The following is a 22,434-nucleotide window of genomic DNA, read 5'->3' on the forward strand; positions in this document are numbered from 1 at the left end:
ATGAGTAATTCCAGGATTACTTATCATTCATTGTTCAATTACTGATGATTAGAATGTAATCTTCACCCCTCCCAGAATCTGTGCACCCAGGACTTTATATCCTTTGTACGTCTGGTATTTTGAGCTTAGAAGATTATTTCCAAGTGCGAAAATACTAAAATTTTTGTGAATTTTATACTCTGCGGAAAGATTTAAATCAGCATACCCTCCAACTTTATCATTGGTATTCTCTGTAGACTGAAAAACCATGTTCGGATTAGCTACACCTTCGATCATATAAGAGTTTGTAGTTCTGTCACTTGCAAAGATTCCTTTGAAGCCTAACAATAATTTCTTGTCAAGCATTGTATATTTAGCTCCGATGCTTGCATTAAACAAAGGAACGTTATAAATGTCATTATAATTCTTTAGATTATACTTTGTAAACCTTAATTCTCCATCCAATACCAGGTTTGCCAATGGGAAATACTGTACACTTCCTTTGATATCGCTTACATTTCCATCGTCATATACCGTAGAGAATGTATTGGCAAAATTATAAGATGAACGGTTCAGCGTAAAATCATTATCAAAAAGTCCATTCGCTTTAAAGAACATAATGTCTTTCATTTTTCCATACCCTGCTGAGAAGTCGTATTTCAACGTTTCATCGATGTCCCCTCTCAATCCTACATAAAAATGATATTGCGTCTCTGTTGGCTTTAAATACTGGTCAGAAACCAGGAATGGGTTGGCCTGTAACAGATCAGCATAAGTATTCAACTTCAGTCCTCCGTCTACCCCACCGTAGAATTTAAATTCTTTAGCTGCAGCAAACTGGAATTCTGCCTGTGGAAACCAATACGTTTTATTGGTTTTCAAGCGCTCCGCCATCAGATCATTTGAGTTTTTAGCATTCAGGAAAGAGAATGACGAACCTAACATTAAATAAGAATCCCCTTTTCTGAACGTTACTTTAGGAGTCAGATTAGTATTGAAAAAATTAGCTGAATTTTTGTCGCGGATGGCAAAATCTGTTTTTACCGCATCTATTCCTACTCCTAAATCTGCATTCAGATTAATTCCGGATTTCCCCAGCTCAACAGCATGTTTAGAGAAATTGGCCAAAATGGAAACCTGATTTTCCTGAGCATCAAAATGATCTTTCAGAAATGATGATTTTACCCTTACGTCATTTAAAATTTCATTGGAGTAGAAATCGTAGTATCCATTTACCTTAAACTGATTAACCTTTTGCTTCAGATCAACATCAGCAGAAGGCTGCAGGGCATAAATCCCATAATAATTATAGTTATTCAACCCATATTCAGCGTTGATATTGAATTTTCCTTTATCTCCGTAAGAATTAAGGAAAGCTGCGAAATTGGCTGATGTCTGCTTTGAATTCCAGTCGTAATCTTTTTTAAGACCATTTGTAGAAAGTACATGCAGATCTCCACCTACTTCAATTTTGTTCTCAAGAGTCTTGGAAATATTTCCATCCGCCAGTATTTTACCATAATTACCCATTCCGAACTGGAAATAATTATTCTGGGCTGTTCCATCAAATTTCGGAGCTACATCTTCCCCCTGAATCGTTGAAGTTTTAAAATCTGAAACCGCAGGAACATCCGTGATGGTATATTTCACAGGATTCTGGGACTTCTCTTCCGGTGGATAATTTTTAATGGTTTCCACAGAAGTCTTCTTCTTTTCGATCTTCTTCACTTCCGGCTCTCTTTTTTTATTAAGAACCAGTTTTTCCTCCTTGATTTGGGAAAACGCAAACTGCGAAGCCCCTAAAAATAATATGGATAATAATTGAATTTTTCTGTTCATATTTTCTTTATTTGAAAAATATAATGGGATCTATTTACTGGAAGCAATATAATTTCCCAACAAAGCTTTCCCTGACTGTTTTGAAAAAGTTCTGCCTAGTCTGAATATATTAAACAGCCAAAGGCTCTGATAAACTTCTAAATTATATTGATAATTCTTCGTTGTACTGTTCTCGGCTACATCATAACTATAAGTAATATTGTATGGGAAACCTGAGGGTAGTAATCCTACTGTAATCATACTTCCAATCATAGCGTTTCCACATGAAGGAGTACGGGTCAGCATCGGATGCAGGGTTATTTTAGCTGCATGGGTACTGTCTTCCACAATTTCATAAATACCAGCATGTTTTAAAATATCAAACTCTCTTTTAAGATCTTTATTCACTACAAAAGCTTTTTGCTTCGGAAAATCAGCTTTAGCTTTTCTGTATTCTTTAGGATAAGCGCTGTATGCAGGAATGCAGCTCCAAAGGGAAGCAGAAATTAAAAAAGAATATGCTGTTATTTTAAACATCTTTAATTCTTATTTTTTAATCTGTTTTTTTACTTCTTTTGCTTCTGCAACAATTTCCGGGAAATCTTTATAATTGGCAATGATCTGATCACAGGTATAGCTTGCCTGATAATTATCTTTCAGACCGATATAGTTTTTCGCCATCAATACCAATGCTTTTGCTCCCCAGTATTCTTCTGATGAATAGTTGTTGGCAAGCTTAAAGACTGCCTCATTGGAAGATTTGAATGCCTTGCCTTTATTCTGATAATAAGCTTTTGCATACAGTGCTTCCGCAGCTACGGAAGTATTGGATGATTTCTCAAGCGCAGTATAGGCAGACTGAGCATCTTTATCTTTTCCTGAGTTCATCAAGCTTCTCGCCTTAATTACTTTAGCTGTTTCAATGACAGCGGCCGAGTTTTTAGAATTGGCAATAACAGCATTTGCTAGTTTTTCAGCTTCAGAGAAGTTCTTTTCATCAGCATAAAGCTTCATCAGCTCAACATTTGCATAGTTTTTAATGCTGATATCTGAAGAATTCTTAATCCCTTCAAGATATTTTTTAGCCTCAGCAGTATTCCCTTGTGCCAGGGAGATCTGCGCTAAACGGGTTTGAGCATCATCCTGATAGTCGTTCTGAACTCCGGCAACTTCCTGAAGAACAAGCAGTGCTTTTGTTGAATTATTTGTTTGGTAATAGCTTTCCCCAAGCTCGTATTTCGCTTGATAAAGCCCCTCACCTGTTGGATTCTGTGTTAGATATTTCTCGTAATAAGAAATGGCATTTTTATAGTCTTTCTTAGAGAAATACTGTTTTCCTGTAGATAAGTTGATCTCATCAATTTCAGAAGCATCCACATTGACTCCAATCGTCCTGGCAAAGTTTTCATATCCGGAAACATCTCCGTTCTTCGTGAAAATAGGTTTTGCTGCCTGAACGATCTTTTGGGCATATGCTGTATTTTTATACTGCTCACCCAGAGACTTCAGTTCAGAAAGAGCTTTGTCATTCTGATTCTGATCGATATAATTCTGAGCTCTGTAAATAGAAGCATTCGCAATCAGATCTTTGTCTGAAGAGGTTTTAATCACCTTTCCAAAATAATCATTGGAATTCGCAAAGTCATCCTGAGCGGCATAAGCCGTTCCTATTTCGTATTGTGCATCATCGTAATATTCGGAATTTGGATATTTCGATAATAGCGTTTTTAAATTATTGATTTTTGCCTGCGTATCTCCCTTAAATCCTAAAGCCATTGCTTTCTGATATACGGTATAATCCGTAGCATCTTCATTTTTATCATAAATGGCGATAGCTTCGTTCAGGTCATTATTCGCGTAATGAATATCTGCCAGACGAAGTTCTGCATCATTTTTAAACTCAGGTTTAGGATTCGTCAGATACTGTTTGAAATAAGTTGCTGCCTGATCAAATTTCTTAGATTTAAAATAAGCATATCCTAAATCATAAGGCAGCTGTTGTTTTTCAGGAAAGCTCTCGGTAAGGAGTTTTTCATAACGGGCTATAGCAGACGGGTAATTTCCTTTCTGGTAATATACCTGAGCCAGCCAATATAAAGCTCTACTGTTAAATTCTTTATTGATATTAAATCCAAGACTCCTCAGAAAATACTTTTCAGCCTCATCATAATTCCCTTTATTAAACTCTTCTGTTCCCAACAAATAAGAAACCTCCTGATCTACTTTATTGATTTCCGGGGTTGAGCTTTGTAATCTGTCAATAGCATTCAGGGTTTCTTTATAGTTACCCGAATACAGATAAGATTTTACCAATAACGATCTCATCTCTGAGGCATTGGCAGCGTTCTGATTCTCGTTGATATAGCTTTGGATTACTCCTGAAGGACTTTCAAACGGGTTCCCGATGTCATAACTTAATTTAGCATACTGTTCATGAGCCAGCTTTTTCACTTTTGCATCATAATCCATCTGATAAGAAGAACGGAATGCCGAAAGTGCTTCCTGCTTTTTATCTACTGCCAGATAAGCATTTCCTAACTGGTAATAAGCATTCTGTGCCAGTGCTGAATTACTGTTAACAAGCTGATTGTAATAAGAAACTGCCTCATCATATTTTTTAAGCTGAGCAGCTACGAATCCCATTTCATACAAATCATTTTCAGATGGATTCTGCTGTACGTTCAGATAGTCTTTTAAGTGCGGATAGGCAGACGTGTAATCATTTTTCATGAAATAACTTTCCCCAATGATCTTATGAACCTCTGCTTTATAAGAATCTGAAATATTTTCATTCAGTAAGGCATTCCCTTCAGAAATTGCCTGGTCATAATTCTTATCATTATAATACAGCTGTACATAATAAGGACGTACCAGTTTTGAGAATTTATCCTGATCTTTTATAGAATCAAAATATTGGAAAGCTTTATCATTTTGCCTGTTGCTGTAATACAAATGCCCCAGCATATATGCAATATCCCCTTTTTGAGACTGATCAGCCGACTTATAAGCTTCTTCCAATGCATCGGTAGCCCCTTTAGAATCTCCGGTCATGAATTTGGCATAGCCCAGTTTTAGAATATACTGGGTATTTTCCTCTTTTGAAAGCTGGTACTGGTTTACTTTTTTCAACGTTTCCAATGCTTTGTCAAAATCTTTTTTTGCCAGATAATAATCCGCTAAAGGAAGATTAGCCTGGGCAAAATACGCAGAATTAGGATATTCTTTAATAAAAGCTGTTAAACCTTCTTCAGCATGATTTTTCTGGAGAATTACCCCAATCACGTTGTCAAAAAACTGAGCCGCTTCCTTCTTTGAACGGGACAAATTCTGATTGTAGAAATATTGTCTTGCATATTCATATTGGGAAGCGTTGTATATTTTGGTCTGATAAAGGTTTTCTGCCAGATTAAATCTATAATTTTCTTTCTGTGTAAAATATTGGGACTGTTGGGCATCGGCAATTCCGAAATAGATCACAGCAGCCGCTAAAAGTATTTTTTTTGATTTCATTCTTCTTGATATAAGAAAATTAGTCTAAATAAGTTAACGAAAATATTAAAAACTTATTGTTTAAGCAAGTTTTAACAGATTTAATAGCTCAGAATATCAATTCAACAACAATAAAAACTTTTCACTGTCTCATGATAAAATTTCTTACTTTAGTCTGATAAAATTTAAACAATTTTAGTAAACAGTTATCAAAAATACATTTTGGTCTGATACTTTTTCTAGAGCAGCTAAAAACATACCATTACATGAAAATTAAGATACTTTTAGCATTAATTTTTGTAAACCTGATGCAGGCACAAAAGTTTTATTTCCCCCAAACAGCTATTACAGACTCTGTTGTCTTAGAAAAACAGATGCCGGGTCTGGCTTTACAGGTGATCACAAACCTTCAGTCGGGTAAACACAAGCCAGAGAATACGGTTGATTTCTCAGATCAGCTTTTCCGGTTGCAGATAGTCTCGAAAGATTATAAAAAGTCTATTGCTACCTTATCTGAATTTCGTAATCAATTCGCCGACCATAATATGGCGGGGTACAAATTCATTGGATACGAATTCTACAGCATGGCTAAACTGAATGAAATAAAGAACAAGGTCTCTTTTCCCAAAGCTCTCGAGGCTGCATTTAATGAAAAATACAGAAGCCTTCCGGAGAAACTGACTCCCAGAGTAGCACTTGCGGTAGACAATGACATCAACGACTCAAGACAGCTTCTGAGGAAAGCACTGGACAAACAAAAAGGGAAAGACAGTATAGACTACAGTTCTGCTTTGGCTTTGTGTAAGACTTATTTAAATTATAAAACCTATTCTTCCGTTAAGTCACAGGTTATGCAATTAGTGGCAGCAGCAGATCAGGAAAAATACATTATCGAACGTAAAGATGTAAAGACTAAAAATGGAAATACCCTCACTATTACCATTGTCAGAAAAAAAGAAAACAGGTCTCCTCTTCCTGTTATCCTAAGCAGTAATATTTATGCCGGGCTATTTGATGAATATTTTGGAAAGAGAGCCGCGACGTACAATTATGTGGGAGCAGTGGTCAATACCCGCGGAAAAAGGAACAGTAATGATGAGAACCATCCTTTTGAGCATGAATCACAGGATATTTATGAAGTGATAGATTGGGTAAGCAAGCAACCCTGGTGTGATGGTCAGGTAGGAATGATCGGTGGAAGTTACCTGGGATTCAGCCAGTGGGCCGCTGCCAAAAAATTACATCCGGCATTAAAAACTATTGTCCCGCAGGTTGCCGTAGGAATTGGCATCGACTATCCTGCCCAGAATAATATATTCATGAGCTATATGCTGCAGTGGATCCAATATGTTACCAATAATAAATTTACCGATGAAACGGACTTCGCCAATTTCACAAAATGGAATGCCATTAATGCCGCATGGTACAAAAGCGGGAAATCATTCAGGTCTTTAGATTCAATAAGCGGGAAACGCAGTCCAATATTTCAAAGATGGCTGGATCATCCGGGATATGACCAGTACTGGCAAAAAATGGTTCCTTACAAAGAAGATTTTGCCCATATCAACATTCCTGTTTTAACGACTACAGGATATTATGATGATGATCAGATAGGAGCTCTTTATTATTTTAAACAACATTATAAGTATAATAAAAATGCCAACCATTATCTGGTAATCGGACCATACAATCATGGAGGAGCGCAAAGCATGGGATTTACTTATGTGAATGGAAATCCAATAGATCCTGCTGCCAGAATCAGTATAGATGACCTGGCTTTTTCGTGGTTTGATTATATCCTGAAAAATGGAAAGAAGCCGGAACTCTTACAAGACAGGGTCAACTTTCAGGTTATGAATACCAATACATGGAAGCATGCTCCTGATCTTGATAAAATGCATACTTCTACGCTTAAGTTTTATCTTCAGGACAGGAAAAACACCTCTTCGGTATTTAATAAACCTGAGACTAAAAGCTTCACAACTCAAATTGTTGATTTTAAAAACAGAGATCAGAAAGACATTTACTACAAAGTCAGCAAAAAAGACAGCATAAAAATGACTACTTCAATTGCTTTTGAAAGTGAAGTATTGGATAAGGATATGATCATCAGCGGAAATCTTTCAGGATTCTTCAATGTTTCCATCAACAAAAAAGACTTTGATACGGATACTTATCTGTACCAGATTCAGCCGGACGGGAAGTCTTCGTTACTATCCACTCATATTGTGAGAGCCAGCTATGCAAAGAATAATGAAAAGCGACAGCTTCTTGAACCGAATAAAACGGAACAAATCCCGATTAATAATTCCTATTTTATGAGTAAAAAGATAGAAAAAGGAAGCAAATTACTTTTATTGGTCGGTGTTAATAAAAATCCTAACTGGCAGATCAATTATGGATCAGGAAAAGATGTAAGTGATGAAACGATAAAGGATTCCGGGGAACCTTTGGAAATAAAATGGTATAATGACAGCTATGTGGAAATACCTGTTTATAAAGACTAACAGCTTTTGATTGAGCATTTTTACCTAAATGTTCTTAACAACTGTTAACATCAAAATAAAAAATCATTACATTTGCTTTTTTTCAAATCAAATATAGTTATTGAATGAGTCAACTTTTTAGAAGAAAAATCTATTCAGATACGGATACTTCAACGGGACTTTTAAGGGTCTTAGGTGTATGGGACATTGTATTTTTTGGGATAGCAGCCATTATTGGAGCCGGAAGTTTCAGCAGTTTAGGAGAAGCCGTTTTCAGAGGCGGCCCCGGTGTTATTCTTCTATATTTGATTTGTGGGTTTGCCTGCGGGTTTACCGCTTTATGCTATGCTGAATTTGCCAGCAGAATACCTACGGCAGGCTCTGCTTACACGTATGCCTATGCCAGTTTTGGAGAATTAATTGCCTGGATTATCGGATGGGCACTGATTATGGAGTATTCCTTTGGAAACATTTATGTTGCTTTCTCCTGGTCGGATTATTTCACCAGGTTTTTAGGCCGTCTCGGAATGCATATTCCTGATTATCTTACCTGCAGTTATACAGAGGCCAGCAAAGCCTTTAAAAACGGCTCAGAAAATAAAGAATTACTGAATGCATGGAAAACAGCTCCATTACTTGGAAGTTTAAAATTTATCGTAGATGTTCCTGCACTGGTGATTAACGGTTTGATCACCTGGCTTTGTTATGTAGGAGTAAAAGAAAGTAAAAACTTCAATAACTCCCTTGTTATCTTAAAACTGGGTGTAATTATACTGGTAATTCTGGTTGGCTTTTCCTATATCAATACAGATAACTGGACTCCCATAAGCCCGGTAACAGGAAGCCCTTCCTTCATGCCTAATGGTTTTGCAGGAGTCATGAGTGCCGTATCGGGAGTATTCTTTGCCTATATCGGGTTTGATGCTTTAAGTGTTCTTTCGGAGGAAACTAAAGATCCGCAAAAAACCTTACCAAAAGGAATGATCATCTCGCTTGTTTTATGTACGGTAATTTATATTGCCCTTACATTAGTATTAACAGGTATGGTAGACTATAAAAAGTTTGACGGTGTTGGTGATCCGCTATCGTTTATCTTCGAAAAAACCAATGCTAATGTCGCATGGATGGAACTTGTTGTTTCTTTTGTTGCTATCGTTGCTATTACAACCGTATTATTGGTTTTCCAGATGGGACAGCCAAGAATCTGGTATGCGATGAGCCGTGACGGATTAATGCCTCAAAGATTTCAAAAGGTACACCCTAAATATAAAACACCTTCTTATGCCACTGTTGTTACCGGAATTGTCGTAGGGATTCCTATTTTATTTACAGATAAAACATTTATCCTGGACTTTACCAGTATCGGTACTATCTTCGCCTTTGTATTAGTTTGTGCAGGGGTTCTTATGCTTCCGGCTAAGGAAAAAATAAAGGGTAGATTCCATCTTCCTTATATTAATGGTAAAATCATCTTCCCTATTGTTTTCATAGGTGGGCTGATTGCATTCTACTACTGGCAGCCAGAATTTTTCCAAACTTTAATGGACTGGAAAGATCCTAAAGAAGGGGAATTCAGAGCTTCTATTTTCTTCTTCATTCTGATTAATATAGCGTTATGTATTTTGACTTTTGTGAAGAATCTCTCACTCATTCCATTAGTGGGCCTAAGTTCTTGCCTCTACCTTCTTACCGGTATGAGCCATGAAAACTGGTTCTGGTTCGGAATGTGGTTCCTTGTAGGAATGGTTATTTATTTCTGCTACGGCTACAAGAACAGTAAACTTGGAAAAGAGTTAAGGAAAAAATAATGAATAATTAATATATATAAAGGCGAACGAGCAGTGTTGCTCGTTCGCCTTTTTTTTATTGTTTAACTTTTTGCCTTTCACTACCTTAGTTTCAATATCTTTTAAAAATCGGCAGCATTATTGCTATCATTTTAACAGAACCATCAAACTAATCTGCCATGTCTGAGAGAATAAAAACATACAGAGAATTTTATCAGTTTTACCTTACCGAGCATAGTAAAACAGGGACGCGGATCTTCCACTTCATAGGAACCCTACTCGTCTTTGCAGTGATTGCATATGTGATCAATTCGGGAAAAGAAAGATTTCTATGGTATATTCCGATTTTCGGATATGGTTTTGCGTGGTTCAGCCATGCGGTGATCGAAAGAAATAAGCCTGCAACTTTTAAGTATCCTTTATGGTCTTTGATCTCGGATTTCAGACTATTCTTTGAATTGCTGATTGGAAAACAAAAATTTATAACTCCTGTTCAGCCGAAAGAATCTCAACACCCGGAAGGCTCACTTTAAACTCAGGTTTTCTTTAGAAACACTATAACATTATATGGACTGCCTTACCATTACAAGGGAGTATATTCGTTGATTCTTTACCAATTAATACAGGATCTATATTGGATTGAACGGAATTGGAAATCCGTACGTAAAATCTAAGGCTTGCTATCAGTATTGTTTCTCAAGAATATCATAATGAACTGTATTGATGATTTTCTCAGTTGCAGGATCTCCTTTCACTTTGATCTGTTCAGGTATATAGCTTGAAAAAGTCATTGTTTTATCTTTATTCAAAGTGACAGTTACTTCTTCCAGGATATTTTTATCATCCACATAAAACTGAATTCTGTTTTCTACAATTCTCCAAAATGAAAGCCTGGGTTCGGAGGGCATACAATCTCCTACGCTTCCTTCTGTATAATTGTAAACAGCAAAGCCATCTTCCCTTATTGCATAATTCCTCATAAGACGACAGTTATCAAAGTCTTTCACTGTTTTCTCTTTATTTTCATAAAATCCGGCTTCTTTTAACTTCCAGAATCCAATCACATTTTCTTTTGCTAATTTTTGGGCGTTTACAGATAAATAGGCTGCCATAAGAAAAGCAACCGGCAATAGTTTATCAATCATTGAAAGAATAGGTTTGTGTTATCTCAACGAAGATACAATAATTGAAATAAAAGAATCCTGAAAATGGTTTCTTGGGGCAGCAAAGCTGCCCCAAGAAATTTGCATCTCTATTTAAATCTTTTCTTAAAACTGAATTTAAGACTGTTCATTAATCCGGGTTCTATGATATCAATCCCCAGTCCGAAATTACTGTCTGCAACCGTATGGTGATCCGTTCTAAACTGTTCAAAGTCTTTTTGTGGAATTTCAATATTCACTAAAGGATTGGATTCAATATAGACACTTGCTCCATTTTTGGTCACTTTCTTACGGCTGCTATATTCGAAATAAGGGTTTTTTATCGTACTTTCCTGAACGGTATATTTTTCTCCGGTATCAATTTTCTGATCCGTATACAAATTGACTTCATATTTTTCACTGTCGAAACTATGCCAGAAAGGGAGATCTTTATGCATAAAATCCCGTGCACTGGCCTTTATTACATTCCGGTCAAAATACATCAGAAAACGGTTATTCTGTGGGTCAACATAATAAGGATTTTCTACTGTCGCAGTATACTGAATTTTCATTTCATTCAATTTTTTATCATCACTTACCACATCAATTTCCGCATCTTTGAATACATTTCTGATATCTGTTCCGTTTCTGTCATTGGAATAATTGAAACCATAAAAAAGGAAGCTGTTCCAGCTATCTATGATCTCTCTTTTATGGGTACTTTTAAAATACCTCCTCATGGCATTTGCCCGATTCCCTTTATAGGTAGTAACCAGATTAAGCTTTCCAATATTGCCTTTTACATTGAAATCTACCTTTTCATCCACACAGTAATAGGGGAATTTATGCGATTTCCTGACTTGCAATTCCTGGTCTTTCTTTGTCTCCAGATAATGCATAAAATACATAAACCCTCTGTTTTCAATCAGTCCAAACTCCTCACGTGTAGTAGCATCCACAAAATATTCTTCCCCTTTGTACTTGATTTTCACGACTGCGTGATTGAAACTTAATAAGGAAGGCAGGTAGTATTTAATATAATAATCCGTATTAAAATTCACCAATACTACGGATGCTTCCACTCCAATATACTCAAGAATTACTTTTAATAAAAGTGATTTTGCTTTGCAGTCCCCTTGCTTATTTTCATAGGTTACTGATGGTTCCTGGGGTTTGTGACCATTCATTTCATCTGCATCGAAAATATAGTAAATATGGTTCTGAACATATTCTATGGCCAACTGAATTTTTTCGCCCTGATCTGCAATAGCCTCCAGCTTTTCAATAAGATTGGGAGCAAAGTCTTGTAAAGAAGCTTTATTAGAAACTTCCTCATAAAGGGGAGCAATATAATTGGAAAGATCTTTCCAGCTGCTTTCCGTTGCAAAATCTACATAAGGAAAAATTTCACGCCCTGAATCTACAGTGTTGATATAATTGGGTTCCTCAATCACAAAGCATTGCCCCTGTTTCAGGAATTTGATTTCTGGCTCCAGCACTTCCCCCTTTTCATTCCGGAAGAAGGTTTTCTTATACGCTATAGTCTGCTCACGGGCATTGATAAAGGTAAATTTAAAATGACCGTAAGCCCAGTAATTATCGGGACTCACCCACACATATTTTGAAAATTCCTTTCTCAGGAAATCACGGTCTGTAAATTCTTTAATCCGTGAATCTTCCAGAACCAATACATCATATAGCCTCAGATCTTTGATCGTAATATTGATCTTTTTATTGCTGCTCAGCACTCCTCCACTGCTCTGGTTTTCACTATCCAATACTTTAATCCTGGTATCAGGAATTTTGTCTATCAAAACACCATCTCTTAAAACACTGATTCTATGAATCTGATAGACTTCATTTTCTTCTACCACAACATCAGAAACTGAGGCTCGTTCTAAATTTCCGGGCTCATTCAGTGTATAAGCCATGCAGACATATTCACTGTTTTCGTTATTGCTTGTATAATATTTTTTGTCTAAAAAATAGCAGTAATCTTTACCCTCTTCAATTTGTTTCCTGGAAAATTCAGAGTCCTTGATTCTGTCTATGATTTCCTGGTCTCCAATATTTCCTGCCCACACTTCAGGTTTTTGAATCTTATAATTTTCAACTTGCATTTGATTATCCATATTTCTATTTAATAATTCTGTTTTTGGGTGTAATTATTATGAAGTTCAAATTAAATGATTAAAAAAACAAAAAACAATAGAAGAACTGCGACAATTCAGGCTGGAATTTCGGCATGGTAATTGCGAGTAAGGTTGTAAAATCAAGTTTTATGAAAAGTATAGCAACAATTCTAAAAGGGGCAGTTCCCGCGTTAGCATTATTCGCAATGACACAATGTACAACCACCGCAGGTGCATCCGCAGCTGATGAAAAAACATTCATCGTAGGACCACAAACAGCAGATTGTACAGGAGTGGCTCCTATGAAATGTCTGCAGGTAAAAGAAAAAACTTCTGAAAGCTGGACAAATTTCTACAGCAATATTGAAGGGTTTACGTATGAACCGGGGTATGAATATGTATTAAAAGTAAAAACTGAAAAAATTGCCAATCCACCAGCTGACGGATCTTCCGTAAAATACACATTGGTGAAACAAGTTTCTAAAACGAAAAAAGAAGCAGTGGCAGCTAACGAAAAAACACTTATAATAGGAGCACAGACTGTAGACTGTTCAGCAGGTGCAGGACGTATGAAATGTTTACAGGTAAAAGAAAATGCTTCTGAAAGCTGGACAAACTTCTACAGCAATATTGAAGGATTCACTTACGAACCTGGATATGAATATGTTTTACAGGTAAAAACTGAAAAAATAGATAACCCACCGGCAGATGCGTCTTCTATAAAGTACACATTGATCAAGCAGGTTTCTAAAACGAAGAAATAACAATAAAAAGCTCCCGAAAAATTCGGGAGTTTTTTATTGTTAAGCAGCTTGAAAGCTTCTATAACATAATTAATTTGCAGTTATCTATTTGATTATCTTTTCAAAAGAGAAATCAATACTTAGCTTCTGTTTTTAATATCCTGATTCTTTTTGAGGAGGCTCCGGATACTTACCTTTGCTGGCTTCCCCTACAGTATTTGCTGTTGTCATAGCCACCACCAGATCATTCAGCATGCTGCTTGCTGCAGTAGGTGAATTGGGAAGAAGGACAAGGTTACTACGGTTGCTGGCTCCTATAGAATGTAACGTATCATAATGTTGGGTTACCACGATCAGAGCAGATGCCTCATGTGAATTAATCTCTACATTGTTCAGCATTCTTACAGATTCTTCAAGACCTTTTGCAATTTCTCTTCTTTGATCTGCAATCCCCTGCCCCTGTAGTTTTTTAGATTCAGCTTCAGCTTTTGCTACGGCTACAATTCGTATTCTCTGTGCTTCTGACTCATATTCGGCAGCTGTTTTCTCTCTTTCTGCGGCATTAATCCTGTTCATGGCATGTTTCACCTGTTCATCAGGATCTATATCCGTTACCAAAGCTTTGATAATATCATATCCATAACTGTTCATAGCTTCCTGAAGCTCACCTTTTACAGCTACTGCAATGTCGTCTTTTCTTACAAAGACATCATCCAGTTTCATTTTGGGTACCTCAGCACGTACCACGTCAAAAACAAAAGAAGTAATTTGGTTTTCAGGATTTTCCAAACGATAATAAGCGTCTCCTACCTGATTTCTGATAACCTGATACTGGACAGAGATTTTCATTTTGATAAATACATTGTCCAGTGTTTTTGTGTCAATCATAACATCCAGCTGCTGAATTCTAAGATTAAGTCTTTTAGCAATCTGATCAATGATAGGAAGCTTAAGGTGAAGCCCTGAATGTTTTACTGCCTGGAATTTTCCAAAACGTTCTATAATTGCAGCGGTTTCCTGTTTAACAACAAAAAAAGATGCAAATAAAATAATAAGCCCGAAGAAAATAACGGGTGCAAGATAAATACCCATAGTTTAAGTTTTTATAATAAGTAGTAATAATTGATGTTTTGTTAAAGAAATCACTAAAATTTATTTTTGATTTTTCAGAATGAGATTACTTTCAGGCCAGCCCATATCAGAAAACGTTGTGATTGTTTTTTTCAACAACTGTAAACACCTTCTATAAATATACTACTTATTTTCAAACTAAACGGTCATTCCGATGTCGATTCCTTTAATCTTTCTATAGAGATCCGTAGCGTAATTATCTGTCATTCCTGAAACGAAATCAATAATTCCAAGAACTTTCTGATAATCTGTTCCGGTTTCATATACAAACTGCCTTGGAAGTAGCTTCAATGCTTTTTTATCATATGATTTTCTTTCGTCCTCAGATTTCAGGATAGAAGGAATAAAATGGTCCAGCAATTCATACATTACATTATATCCTGCATTTTCAATTTCTACCACTGCTTTATGATTGTAGATCTTTTCTATAGAGAAGGATTCTATATCCTGTAAAGCTTTATTTTCAGATTTGTAAATATCCAGCAATCCGTTATCCAGTCCGCCCTTAAGGATCGTTTCAAAATTCTGTTTATAGATTTCAAGTGATTTATTGATCAATGCATTGATTGCTTTTGCTCTTAGGTAAGAGATTTTTTCATTTTCATTAGAAATGGTAACCAGCTTATCTTTCACTTTGTTGATATCATTACTTTCAGACTTCACCAGTTCAAAAAACAGGTTCTCACACTCGGCAGTTGATACAATTCCCAGCCTGTGAGCATCTTCCATATCGATAATATTATAGCAGATGTCATCAGCAGCCTCTACCAGCCATACAAATGGGTGTCTTTTGAAAATATAAGGCTCCTCACTTTCAGGAATCAGATGAGTTCCTTTCGCAATCTCCAGGAATATATCTTTTTCATTCTGGAAAAATCCGAATTTCTTTCTGTGGATGACCCCTTTTTTCTTAGCAACCGCTTCACATGGGTACTTGGCGATACTTGCCAGTGTGGAAAAAGTAAGCTGAATACCTCCGGCATCTTTTCCCTGCTGCTGCTGAGCCAATACCCTTATAGCATTTGCATTTCCTTCAAAATTAACCAGATCTGCCCATTCCTTTTCATTAAATTTTGATTTCAGATCTTTCTCATTCCTTTCAAAATAACTTGCAATAGCATCTTCACCGGAGTGACCAAAAGCAGGGTTTCCTACATCATGACACAAACATCCGGCAGCAATTACATTTCCTAAATTATAGAGATAAAAATTCTTCGAATCTTCACTAAGTTCATTTTTAAAATCTTCAGCAATAAATTCACCAATAATACTTCCTAAGCTTCGTCCTACCGACGACACTTCTAAGGAGTGCGTAAGCCTGTTATGTACAAAAACACTTCCGGGAAGAGGGAAAACCTGGGTTTTATTCTGCAGTCTTCTGAAGGCAGAAGAAAAGATAATTCTATCAAAATCCCTTTGAAAATCAGTCCTTGAAGCTTTGGTATGCGGATTATTTCCTGTACGTTGATTGGTGAAAATCTGGTTTAAATTCATCATTTTTCAAAATTACTTCAAATTTTAGTTTTACGGAATACTATTTAGATTTTTATTAAAGCTGCTTTTTATATAAATTTGAAATGCACAGCAACTTTATATATTCTCAAATGATCAACATTTTCCATTTTATCAAAGATTTTCCTTTCCCTGATTTAAACGAGAATAATCTCCCATGGGAAATTATTAACAGGCTGGAAGATGTATTGGACAAAAAGTTTGAAAACTTACATGATGATTATATAATAACTGACTCCTGTGCTATCCATAAAACAGCTGTTGTGGAACAAAATGTAATATTTAAAGGAAGAGTCATTGTTGAAGCTGATGCTTTTATTGGAGCTAATGCCTATGTAAGAGGTCCCGTTTATATTGGGAAGCAGGTGAAGATAGGTCCCGGAAGTGAAGTAAAACAAAGTATTATCTGTAGTGAAACCGCTGTTGCCCATTTTAATTATATAGGAAACAGTATTATTGGAAGCAGGGTAAATTTTGAGGCAGGCTCCATTTGTGCCAATCATTACAATGAAAGAAAAGATAAAGAAATCTCCGTTCTTTTTAATGCTGAAGTTATTAAAACCGGTACTCATAAATTCGGTTCTTTAGTAGGTGATGATTCTAAAATTGGGGCGAATGCAGTCTTATCACCAGGAACCATACTCTCCGGCAACAGTATTGTAAAAAGACTGGAACTTGTGGAACAGATACAATAAACAGGTTCACTCCTCCAAAAAAATCCCATTAGAAAAATCTATAACAAGCACTGTTTTTTCCATTGAAAGAAACAGCCTAAAACGTTTTACATTTGAGAAGACTAAAAGAAACCAGGTTTTAACCGCTAATAACCTAAAAATTCAATACAAAAATTTTAAAAATGGAAAATAACACATGGCTTCAGAAATGGGATGAAAGATATACGAATGAGGAATTTGTATACGGAACGGATCCTAATCTTTACTTACAAGCACAATTGAAACAGCTGAAGCCCGGTTCTATTCTCTTCCCTGCCGACGGTGAGGGAAGGAATTCGGTGTACGCCGCACTTCAGGGATGGGAATCATCAGCATTTGACATCAGTACTGAAGGGCAAAAGAAAGCACTACAGCTCGCAGAACAGCACCGGATTAGTATTGATTATCAGGTAGGTGAATTGTCAACTTTAGGCTACCAGGAGGAGCAGTTCGATGCCATTGCTCTTATCTATGCTCATTTTCCTGCTGAAATAAAATCATCAATCCATAGAATGCTTAACGTATATCTCCGCAAAGGAGGTTTCATTATTTTCGAAGCTTTCAGTAAGAATCATCTGGACTATATCGCAAGAAACCCCAATGTAGGAGGTCCGAAGGATATAGAATCTTTATTCTCTATTGATGAAATCAAAGCTGATTTTCCGGGCTATGATATTGTGGAACTGACAGAAACTGAAATAGAACTTAAAGAAGGTTTATTTCATAACGGAACCGGCTCTGTGATCAGGTTTGTGGGAAGGAAACAATAATTATAACTACAGGTCAGAATATCCAACAGACATTCTGACCTGTCTCAGTCTTGTATAAGACAATTACGGATCAACAAACGGAACAGGATTTGGACTTTCCATAAAAAAGAAAGTTATGCCTGAAGGTCCATCTATAATTCTAATGAAAGAAAACCTGCTGCAGTTTGTTGGTCAAAAAGTAACAGAAGCTTCAGGTAATGCAAAATTTGACAAAGAACCATTTCTAGGCCAGTCCCTTCTCGAAATCCGCACTTTTGGAAAACAGACTTATCTGGTTTTTGAGAAAGCAGCTATTCGCATCCACTTACTGATGTTTGGTTCTTACAGTATTGACGAGCAGACAAAACCGGACAAAAGCTTACGTTTAGCTTTATTGTTTTCAACAGGTGGAATGTACTTTTATACCTGTTCTGTAAAATCTGTTGAGATGGAGCATCTTTATTCAATCGACTGGGAAGCCGATGTACTGAGTGACCGCTGGAATCCTGCAAAAACAAAAAAGAAGCTGAAGTCCAACCCTGAGATGATGGTTTGTGATGCTCTGATGGATCAGAATATATTTTCGGGAGTGGGCAATATTATTAAGAATGAAGTGCTTTTCAGAATAGGAGTTCAGCCCGAAAGTTTACTTGGAAGTCTTCCCGACAAAAAGTTAAAAGAACTTATTGCAGAAGCCAGGAATTACAGCTTCGATTTTCTGGAATGGAAAAAAGAATTTACACTGAAGAAACACTGGCTGGTCCATACAAAAACAGTATGCCCCATATGTGGGTTAAAATTGATCAGGAAACAAACCGGATTAGGCAAAAGACGAAGTTTCTATTGCGGAAAAGACCAAAAACTGTATGATTAACCATTAATCAGAATTTAAAAATCCACCGGCATATTTTGTGAAAAATTCACTCCTGTATACTTCCCCTATCGGAATTTCAGAAACATCAATGTATATATTATGATTATCAAAGGAGTCAATATAATCTATATTAACAACATATGATTTACTGACCCTTATAAAAGTTTCCCCGGAGATCTTCTGATGGATGGTTTTCAGATTCATGGCTGTAATAAGTTTCTTTTGCCTGGTGTGAATAACCACATAATCCTTCAATCCTTCTATAAATTTAATCTCTGAAAAGCTTATTTTGTAAAAGCGCCGGTCTGCCTTTATAAATAAAAAGTCTGCGGTATTAGATTCCACTGTATTTTTAACCGTTTCTTTAGACAGAAGCTCGGTATACAGTACTGCTTTATCAATGGCTTTTTTCAGTCTTTCGGGATCAATAGGTTTCAACAGGTAATCTACGGCCTCCAGTTCATAGCTTTTCAATGCGTATTGGGCGTAAGCAGTAGTAAAAATAATCAAAGACCTTTGAGGCAGCATCTCAGCAAACTCCAGCCCCGTTACCATAGGCATCTCAATATCCAGAAAAATAAGGTCTATATCATTGTTTTTAAGAAAATCCAATGCAGAAAGGGCATTGGAAAACTCACCAAGGATTTCGATCTTTGATGTTTCGCTGATCAGAGACCTCATTTCTGCCCTTGCCAGAGGTTCGTCATCCACTATGATGCAATTCATGATATAGGAATTTTTAAATGTACGGTATACTCCCGATCTTCGGGTTCTATTTTCAAATTAAAAGTAGTATTGTAAAGAAGTTCCAGCCTTCGGGTAATATTGGCAAGTCCCAGTCCGCTGTTCTTTTTATTCTGAACAGAATAGTTTAGATTTCGGGTGTTGATACATCTAAAATAAAGTTCTTTGTTTTCAACACCAATATATATTTTAATGTAAGATTCCTTGTCGGTAATATCTATGCTGTGTTTTACTGCATTTTCTACAAAAGTTGTGAATAGATTGGGAGGAATAAAACTTGTACCTATTACTCTTTTATCCCCCTCAGTCTGAATATCGAATGAAAAATTTTCACGCCTTATTTTTTCGAGATTTAAAAAATTGGACAGAAAATCAATTTCAGAGGTCAGCAAGGTTTTTTCCTCACCGCTTTCGTAAAGCTGATATCTTAAAAATTCCGAAAACTTTACAATCACTACCGAGGCTTTCTCAGGGTCTGTCCTGATCAGTGCTTTTACATTATTCAGCATATTGAATAAAAAATGAGGATTGATCTGGTTTCTGAGCTCATTAAGTTCCATATTTAATGTCAGATTGTTCAGTTCATTGATCCTTTTATTATCATTGATCCATTTCTGCAGAAGCTTTACGGTAGTTGTAGTCAGAATAATAGGAATACTCATCAGGATTCCCTCATAAATTCCTCCCTTCTCTCCATTTCTGTGAAAATTTCTGACTTTGAAATCTGCAAGAAATGAATTGAAACTATAGCCAATAATATTCAGTCCGATGATTCCCATAAGAACCAGTAGAATCAAGTAGCTGATGTATTTTGTTTTAAAGAAAAACCGGGGTACCAGAACGTAGATATTGATATACACCATCGAAATCAAGATGACATACACAAAAAGCAAAGCATAATACTGATATATTCCTGAGTATGAATGCCAGAAACTGGAACTGTACAGAAGTAAGAAAAAGAAGATGAGAAACAACAGATGCCTGCGAAATTTGTATCGACTTTCTATCAGAAAATCCATGACAAAGCTTTCTTTAAATTTTAACGAGCTGTATTTCATAGCAACCTGACCATTTTTAATGGTAACAAAAATAGGTAATACCACAATGTATCCTTGCAATATTATACAAAACCTTCATTTTATTATACCAATTACCGCTTCGGATTTCGTATAAAATACCAGCTGTTTTGTATAAAAACAAATTTACGAAATCCCTTTCTTCATTTCTTTGTCCTGTTTAATTTACTATGTATGGAACTTACCACTTTTCATGAACTCACTCAGGAAATAACATCAGAATGTTTTTTTATGACCCCATCCCAGCAGGAAGAAAAAGTAATACAGCTTATCGATCTTCATCATTTTATAGAGTGTTCCCCTATGAAACTGGAGGTTGTCAGCTATCTTCGTCACCCTATCAATATTGTAAAGCAAGATGACCTTACTATAGGCATCTTATTTTATGATATGAAGCGTTCATCACTGCCAGACTGTAACGATTCTGAAGCGTTTAGAAGAAGACATAACCTGTCAGCGCTCTGGTTTGTATTTGTAGAAGAAGAGTTCTGCCTTGAAACGGCTACCCATACCGATCTCATCATCGAAAACAGCCTAGATATTTTCTATGAAAAGATTTTCTTATTCAATTTCTTTCAATCTATTATTCATCCTTTAAAATAAAACCATGAAAACATTGAGAAGAGCATTGTTGCCACTCGCCCTGCTGCCATTTAACAATAGTATTTACGCTCAAAAAAAAGACAGTATTCCGTTGAAAGTGCGTGCATTTTTTGCCGATAAAATTCCCCAGACCCGTGACCTTAATATTGAATTTACCCAAACCACACCTTACTCATTTTCTTCCAAGCTTCAGGGAGCAGACCTCCCGGAGAATAAGGTGAAAAACTTTCAGCAGGTAAGAGCTGAAGCTAATATTTATTTTGTTAAAAAGAAAAAGTGGCTATTAAGTACTTCACTTAATTATCGCTACACTTCAATGAATACGGAAGAACCTGTTATCTTGGGAGCGGACAGACAAAATCATTATCATTATCACTCTGAGGCACTCAATTTCAACTATTTTTCCAAACTGTTTAATAAAGTGGCCATATATACAGCCACAGCTTCTGTGGATGGAAGTGATCAGCATTTTGAAAGAGTCAGAGGAATGCTGATGGCCTCAGTTGTTTTAAAGGCCACTCCCAAAACAAAGATGCTGATAGGCCTTGCAGGTATCATTGATCCCAGTTCTCAGATCCCCATACTTCCGATATTCACTTATGAAAACAAATTCAACAATGGCTGGGTACTGGATATTCTTCTTCCCAAAAAAGTATTGGTCCGAAAGAACATCCTTGCCAATGGAAGACTTTCTTTGGGAACGGAAATGGATAATACTTCCTTTTATATGTATAGGAATAGCAAAACCTATGAGTTTCGCCAGCTGGAGATCAATTCAGGGGTTATTTACGAACACAACCTCGGCCATAATTTAATAGGGACATTTAAAACCGGAATCAGGGCCGTTCCACAAGCGAGAGCTTTTGATAAAGAGGAATCTTTTAAAGATTACATTTTTGAAGCCAGCTATAAGCCTTCCTTCTATTTCAATGTCGGAGTATCTTATAATCCTTTTGGAAAACCCAGAGTAAAATAACCTCCGGTTTCCGGCAAATCCGGAAGAGCTTCAGGATATAAAACTCAATGTGTTCCCATTTTTGAAAATACATTGATAATAATAACTCCCAGTACAATAAGCACAATCCCAATAATAGCAGGAAGATCCGGTACCTGTTTAAAGGCAATGACTCCAATCATGGTGATAAACACAATCCCCACTCCCGACCAGATAGCATAGGTAATTCCTACAGGAATCTCACGAAGGGTAAGGCTCAGGCAGTAAAAAGCAGAAGCATACCCTATTACCGTGACAACGGAAGGCCATAGTTTGGAAAATTCTTCTGATTTTTTCAGAAAAGTAGTGGCTATGATCTCAAATACAATTGCTAATGCAAGAAAAATATAACTTCGTCCCATCATTGTTCTTTATACAAATGTAATAAAAACTGATAGGTATTCTTTCAACTTCTTTCGCAAGAGAAAGCCTTACTATATAAAGATTTGCCAAGCCCTCAAT

At 36.4% G+C, this 22,434-nt stretch carries 19 protein-coding genes; 9 read left to right on the forward strand and 10 right to left on the reverse strand.

Annotated elements, in window-relative coordinates; genetic code table 11:
* Window positions 1-48 precede the first annotated feature (48 nt).
* From B8967_RS20610 to B8967_RS20620, 3 genes are read right to left on the reverse strand one after another with little or no spacing between them, the layout of a single operon-like run.
* Window positions 49-1,818 (reverse strand): TonB-dependent receptor, encoded by a 1,770-nt coding sequence (locus B8967_RS20610; RefSeq protein ID WP_047485994.1) that lies wholly within the window; start codon window positions 1,816-1,818, stop codon window positions 49-51.
* A 30-nt stretch (window positions 1,819-1,848) separates the two neighbouring features.
* The gene (locus B8967_RS20615; RefSeq protein ID WP_047485996.1) at window positions 1,849-2,334 is read right to left on the reverse strand and encodes a hypothetical protein; all 486 of its coding nucleotides are present in this window, start codon (window positions 2,332-2,334) and stop codon (window positions 1,849-1,851) included.
* A 9-nt stretch (window positions 2,335-2,343) separates the two neighbouring features.
* Window positions 2,344-5,307: a tetratricopeptide repeat protein gene (locus B8967_RS20620; RefSeq protein WP_084087655.1), complete on the reverse strand. Its 2,964-nt coding sequence runs from the start codon at window positions 5,305-5,307 to the stop codon at window positions 2,344-2,346.
* Window positions 5,308-5,552: 245 nt separating this feature from the next.
* Between B8967_RS20620 and B8967_RS20625 the strand changes: the two genes are divergently transcribed.
* The 3 genes from B8967_RS20625 to B8967_RS20635 all read left to right on the forward strand — a co-directional run bounded on the left by B8967_RS20625 (window position 5,553) and on the right by B8967_RS20635 (window position 10,092).
* On the forward strand, window positions 5,553-7,793 hold the full coding sequence (locus B8967_RS20625; RefSeq protein ID WP_084087657.1) for a CocE/NonD family hydrolase: 2,241 nt from the start codon (window positions 5,553-5,555) through the stop codon (window positions 7,791-7,793).
* A gap of 104 nt (window positions 7,794-7,897) precedes the next feature.
* The gene (locus B8967_RS20630; RefSeq protein ID WP_084087659.1) at window positions 7,898-9,580 is read left to right on the forward strand and encodes an APC family permease; all 1,683 of its coding nucleotides are present in this window, start codon (window positions 7,898-7,900) and stop codon (window positions 9,578-9,580) included.
* A gap of 158 nt (window positions 9,581-9,738) precedes the next feature.
* On the forward strand, window positions 9,739-10,092 hold the full coding sequence (locus B8967_RS20635; protein ID WP_047486004.1) for an Mpo1-like protein: 354 nt from the start codon (window positions 9,739-9,741) through the stop codon (window positions 10,090-10,092).
* 150 nt (window positions 10,093-10,242) lie between these two features.
* Here B8967_RS20635 and B8967_RS20640 read toward each other — a convergent pair whose 3' ends face one another.
* Window positions 10,243-10,704 (reverse strand): lipocalin-like domain-containing protein, encoded by a 462-nt coding sequence (locus B8967_RS20640; RefSeq protein WP_084087661.1) that lies wholly within the window; start codon window positions 10,702-10,704, stop codon window positions 10,243-10,245.
* A gap of 107 nt (window positions 10,705-10,811) precedes the next feature.
* Entirely contained in the window at window positions 10,812-12,833 is a 2,022-nt protein-coding gene (locus B8967_RS20645) for a DUF3857 domain-containing protein (RefSeq protein WP_084087663.1), read from the reverse strand.
* A gap of 149 nt (window positions 12,834-12,982) precedes the next feature.
* Between B8967_RS20645 and B8967_RS22690 the strand changes: the two genes are divergently transcribed.
* A complete protein-coding gene (locus tag B8967_RS22690) occupies window positions 12,983-13,597 on the forward strand; it encodes a DUF4377 domain-containing protein (RefSeq protein WP_228406273.1) in 615 nt (204 codons plus the stop codon).
* 132 nt (window positions 13,598-13,729) lie between these two features.
* On the opposite strand, the gene B8967_RS20660 is transcribed toward B8967_RS22690, so the two are convergent.
* On the reverse strand, window positions 13,730-14,668 hold the full coding sequence (locus B8967_RS20660) for an SPFH domain-containing protein (RefSeq protein WP_084087665.1): 939 nt from the start codon (window positions 14,666-14,668) through the stop codon (window positions 13,730-13,732).
* 177 nt (window positions 14,669-14,845) lie between these two features.
* On the reverse strand, window positions 14,846-16,201 hold the full coding sequence (locus tag B8967_RS20665; RefSeq protein WP_084087667.1) for a deoxyguanosinetriphosphate triphosphohydrolase: 1,356 nt from the start codon (window positions 16,199-16,201) through the stop codon (window positions 14,846-14,848).
* 110 nt (window positions 16,202-16,311) lie between these two features.
* On the opposite strand from B8967_RS20665, the gene B8967_RS20670 reads away from it, so the two are divergent.
* From B8967_RS20670 to B8967_RS20685, 3 genes are all read left to right on the forward strand, one after another.
* A complete protein-coding gene (locus B8967_RS20670; RefSeq protein ID WP_084087669.1) occupies window positions 16,312-16,914 on the forward strand; it encodes a DapH/DapD/GlmU-related protein in 603 nt (200 codons plus the stop codon).
* Between the two features lie 161 nt (window positions 16,915-17,075).
* On the forward strand, window positions 17,076-17,702 hold the full coding sequence (locus tag B8967_RS20680) for a class I SAM-dependent methyltransferase (RefSeq protein ID WP_084087672.1): 627 nt from the start codon (window positions 17,076-17,078) through the stop codon (window positions 17,700-17,702).
* A 115-nt stretch (window positions 17,703-17,817) separates the two neighbouring features.
* Complete coding sequence (locus tag B8967_RS20685) at window positions 17,818-18,555, forward strand: DNA-formamidopyrimidine glycosylase family protein (RefSeq protein ID WP_084087674.1); 738 nt, start codon at window positions 17,818-17,820, stop codon at window positions 18,553-18,555.
* Between the two features lie 3 nt (window positions 18,556-18,558).
* On the opposite strand, the gene B8967_RS20690 is transcribed toward B8967_RS20685, so the two are convergent.
* Window positions 18,559-19,281, reverse strand: coding sequence for a LytR/AlgR family response regulator transcription factor (locus B8967_RS20690; RefSeq protein ID WP_047486017.1), 723 nt, complete (start codon window positions 19,279-19,281; stop codon window positions 18,559-18,561).
* A complete protein-coding gene (locus tag B8967_RS20695; RefSeq protein ID WP_084087759.1) occupies window positions 19,278-20,357 on the reverse strand; it encodes a sensor histidine kinase in 1,080 nt (359 codons plus the stop codon). The genes B8967_RS20690 and B8967_RS20695 overlap by 4 nt, the downstream gene beginning before the upstream one ends.
* Window positions 20,358-20,549: 192 nt before the next feature.
* Here B8967_RS20695 and B8967_RS20700 point away from each other — a divergent pair, with 192 nt between their 5' ends.
* A complete protein-coding gene (locus tag B8967_RS20700) occupies window positions 20,550-20,978 on the forward strand; it encodes a hypothetical protein (protein WP_047486019.1) in 429 nt (142 codons plus the stop codon).
* A 4-nt stretch (window positions 20,979-20,982) separates the two neighbouring features.
* Window positions 20,983-21,954: a DUF6268 family outer membrane beta-barrel protein gene (locus B8967_RS20705; protein WP_084087676.1), complete on the forward strand. Its 972-nt coding sequence runs from the start codon at window positions 20,983-20,985 to the stop codon at window positions 21,952-21,954.
* A 44-nt stretch (window positions 21,955-21,998) separates the two neighbouring features.
* Here the strand turns inward: B8967_RS20705 and B8967_RS20710 are convergent, their stop codons facing one another.
* Window positions 21,999-22,334, reverse strand: coding sequence for a DMT family transporter (locus tag B8967_RS20710; protein WP_047486022.1), 336 nt, complete (start codon window positions 22,332-22,334; stop codon window positions 21,999-22,001).
* Window positions 22,335-22,434: the final 100 nt, after the last annotated feature.

It is taken from the genome of Chryseobacterium sp. YR221, from assembly GCF_900176315.1.
Taxonomy (GTDB): Bacteria; Bacteroidota; Bacteroidia; order Flavobacteriales; family Weeksellaceae; genus Chryseobacterium; species Chryseobacterium rhizosphaerae.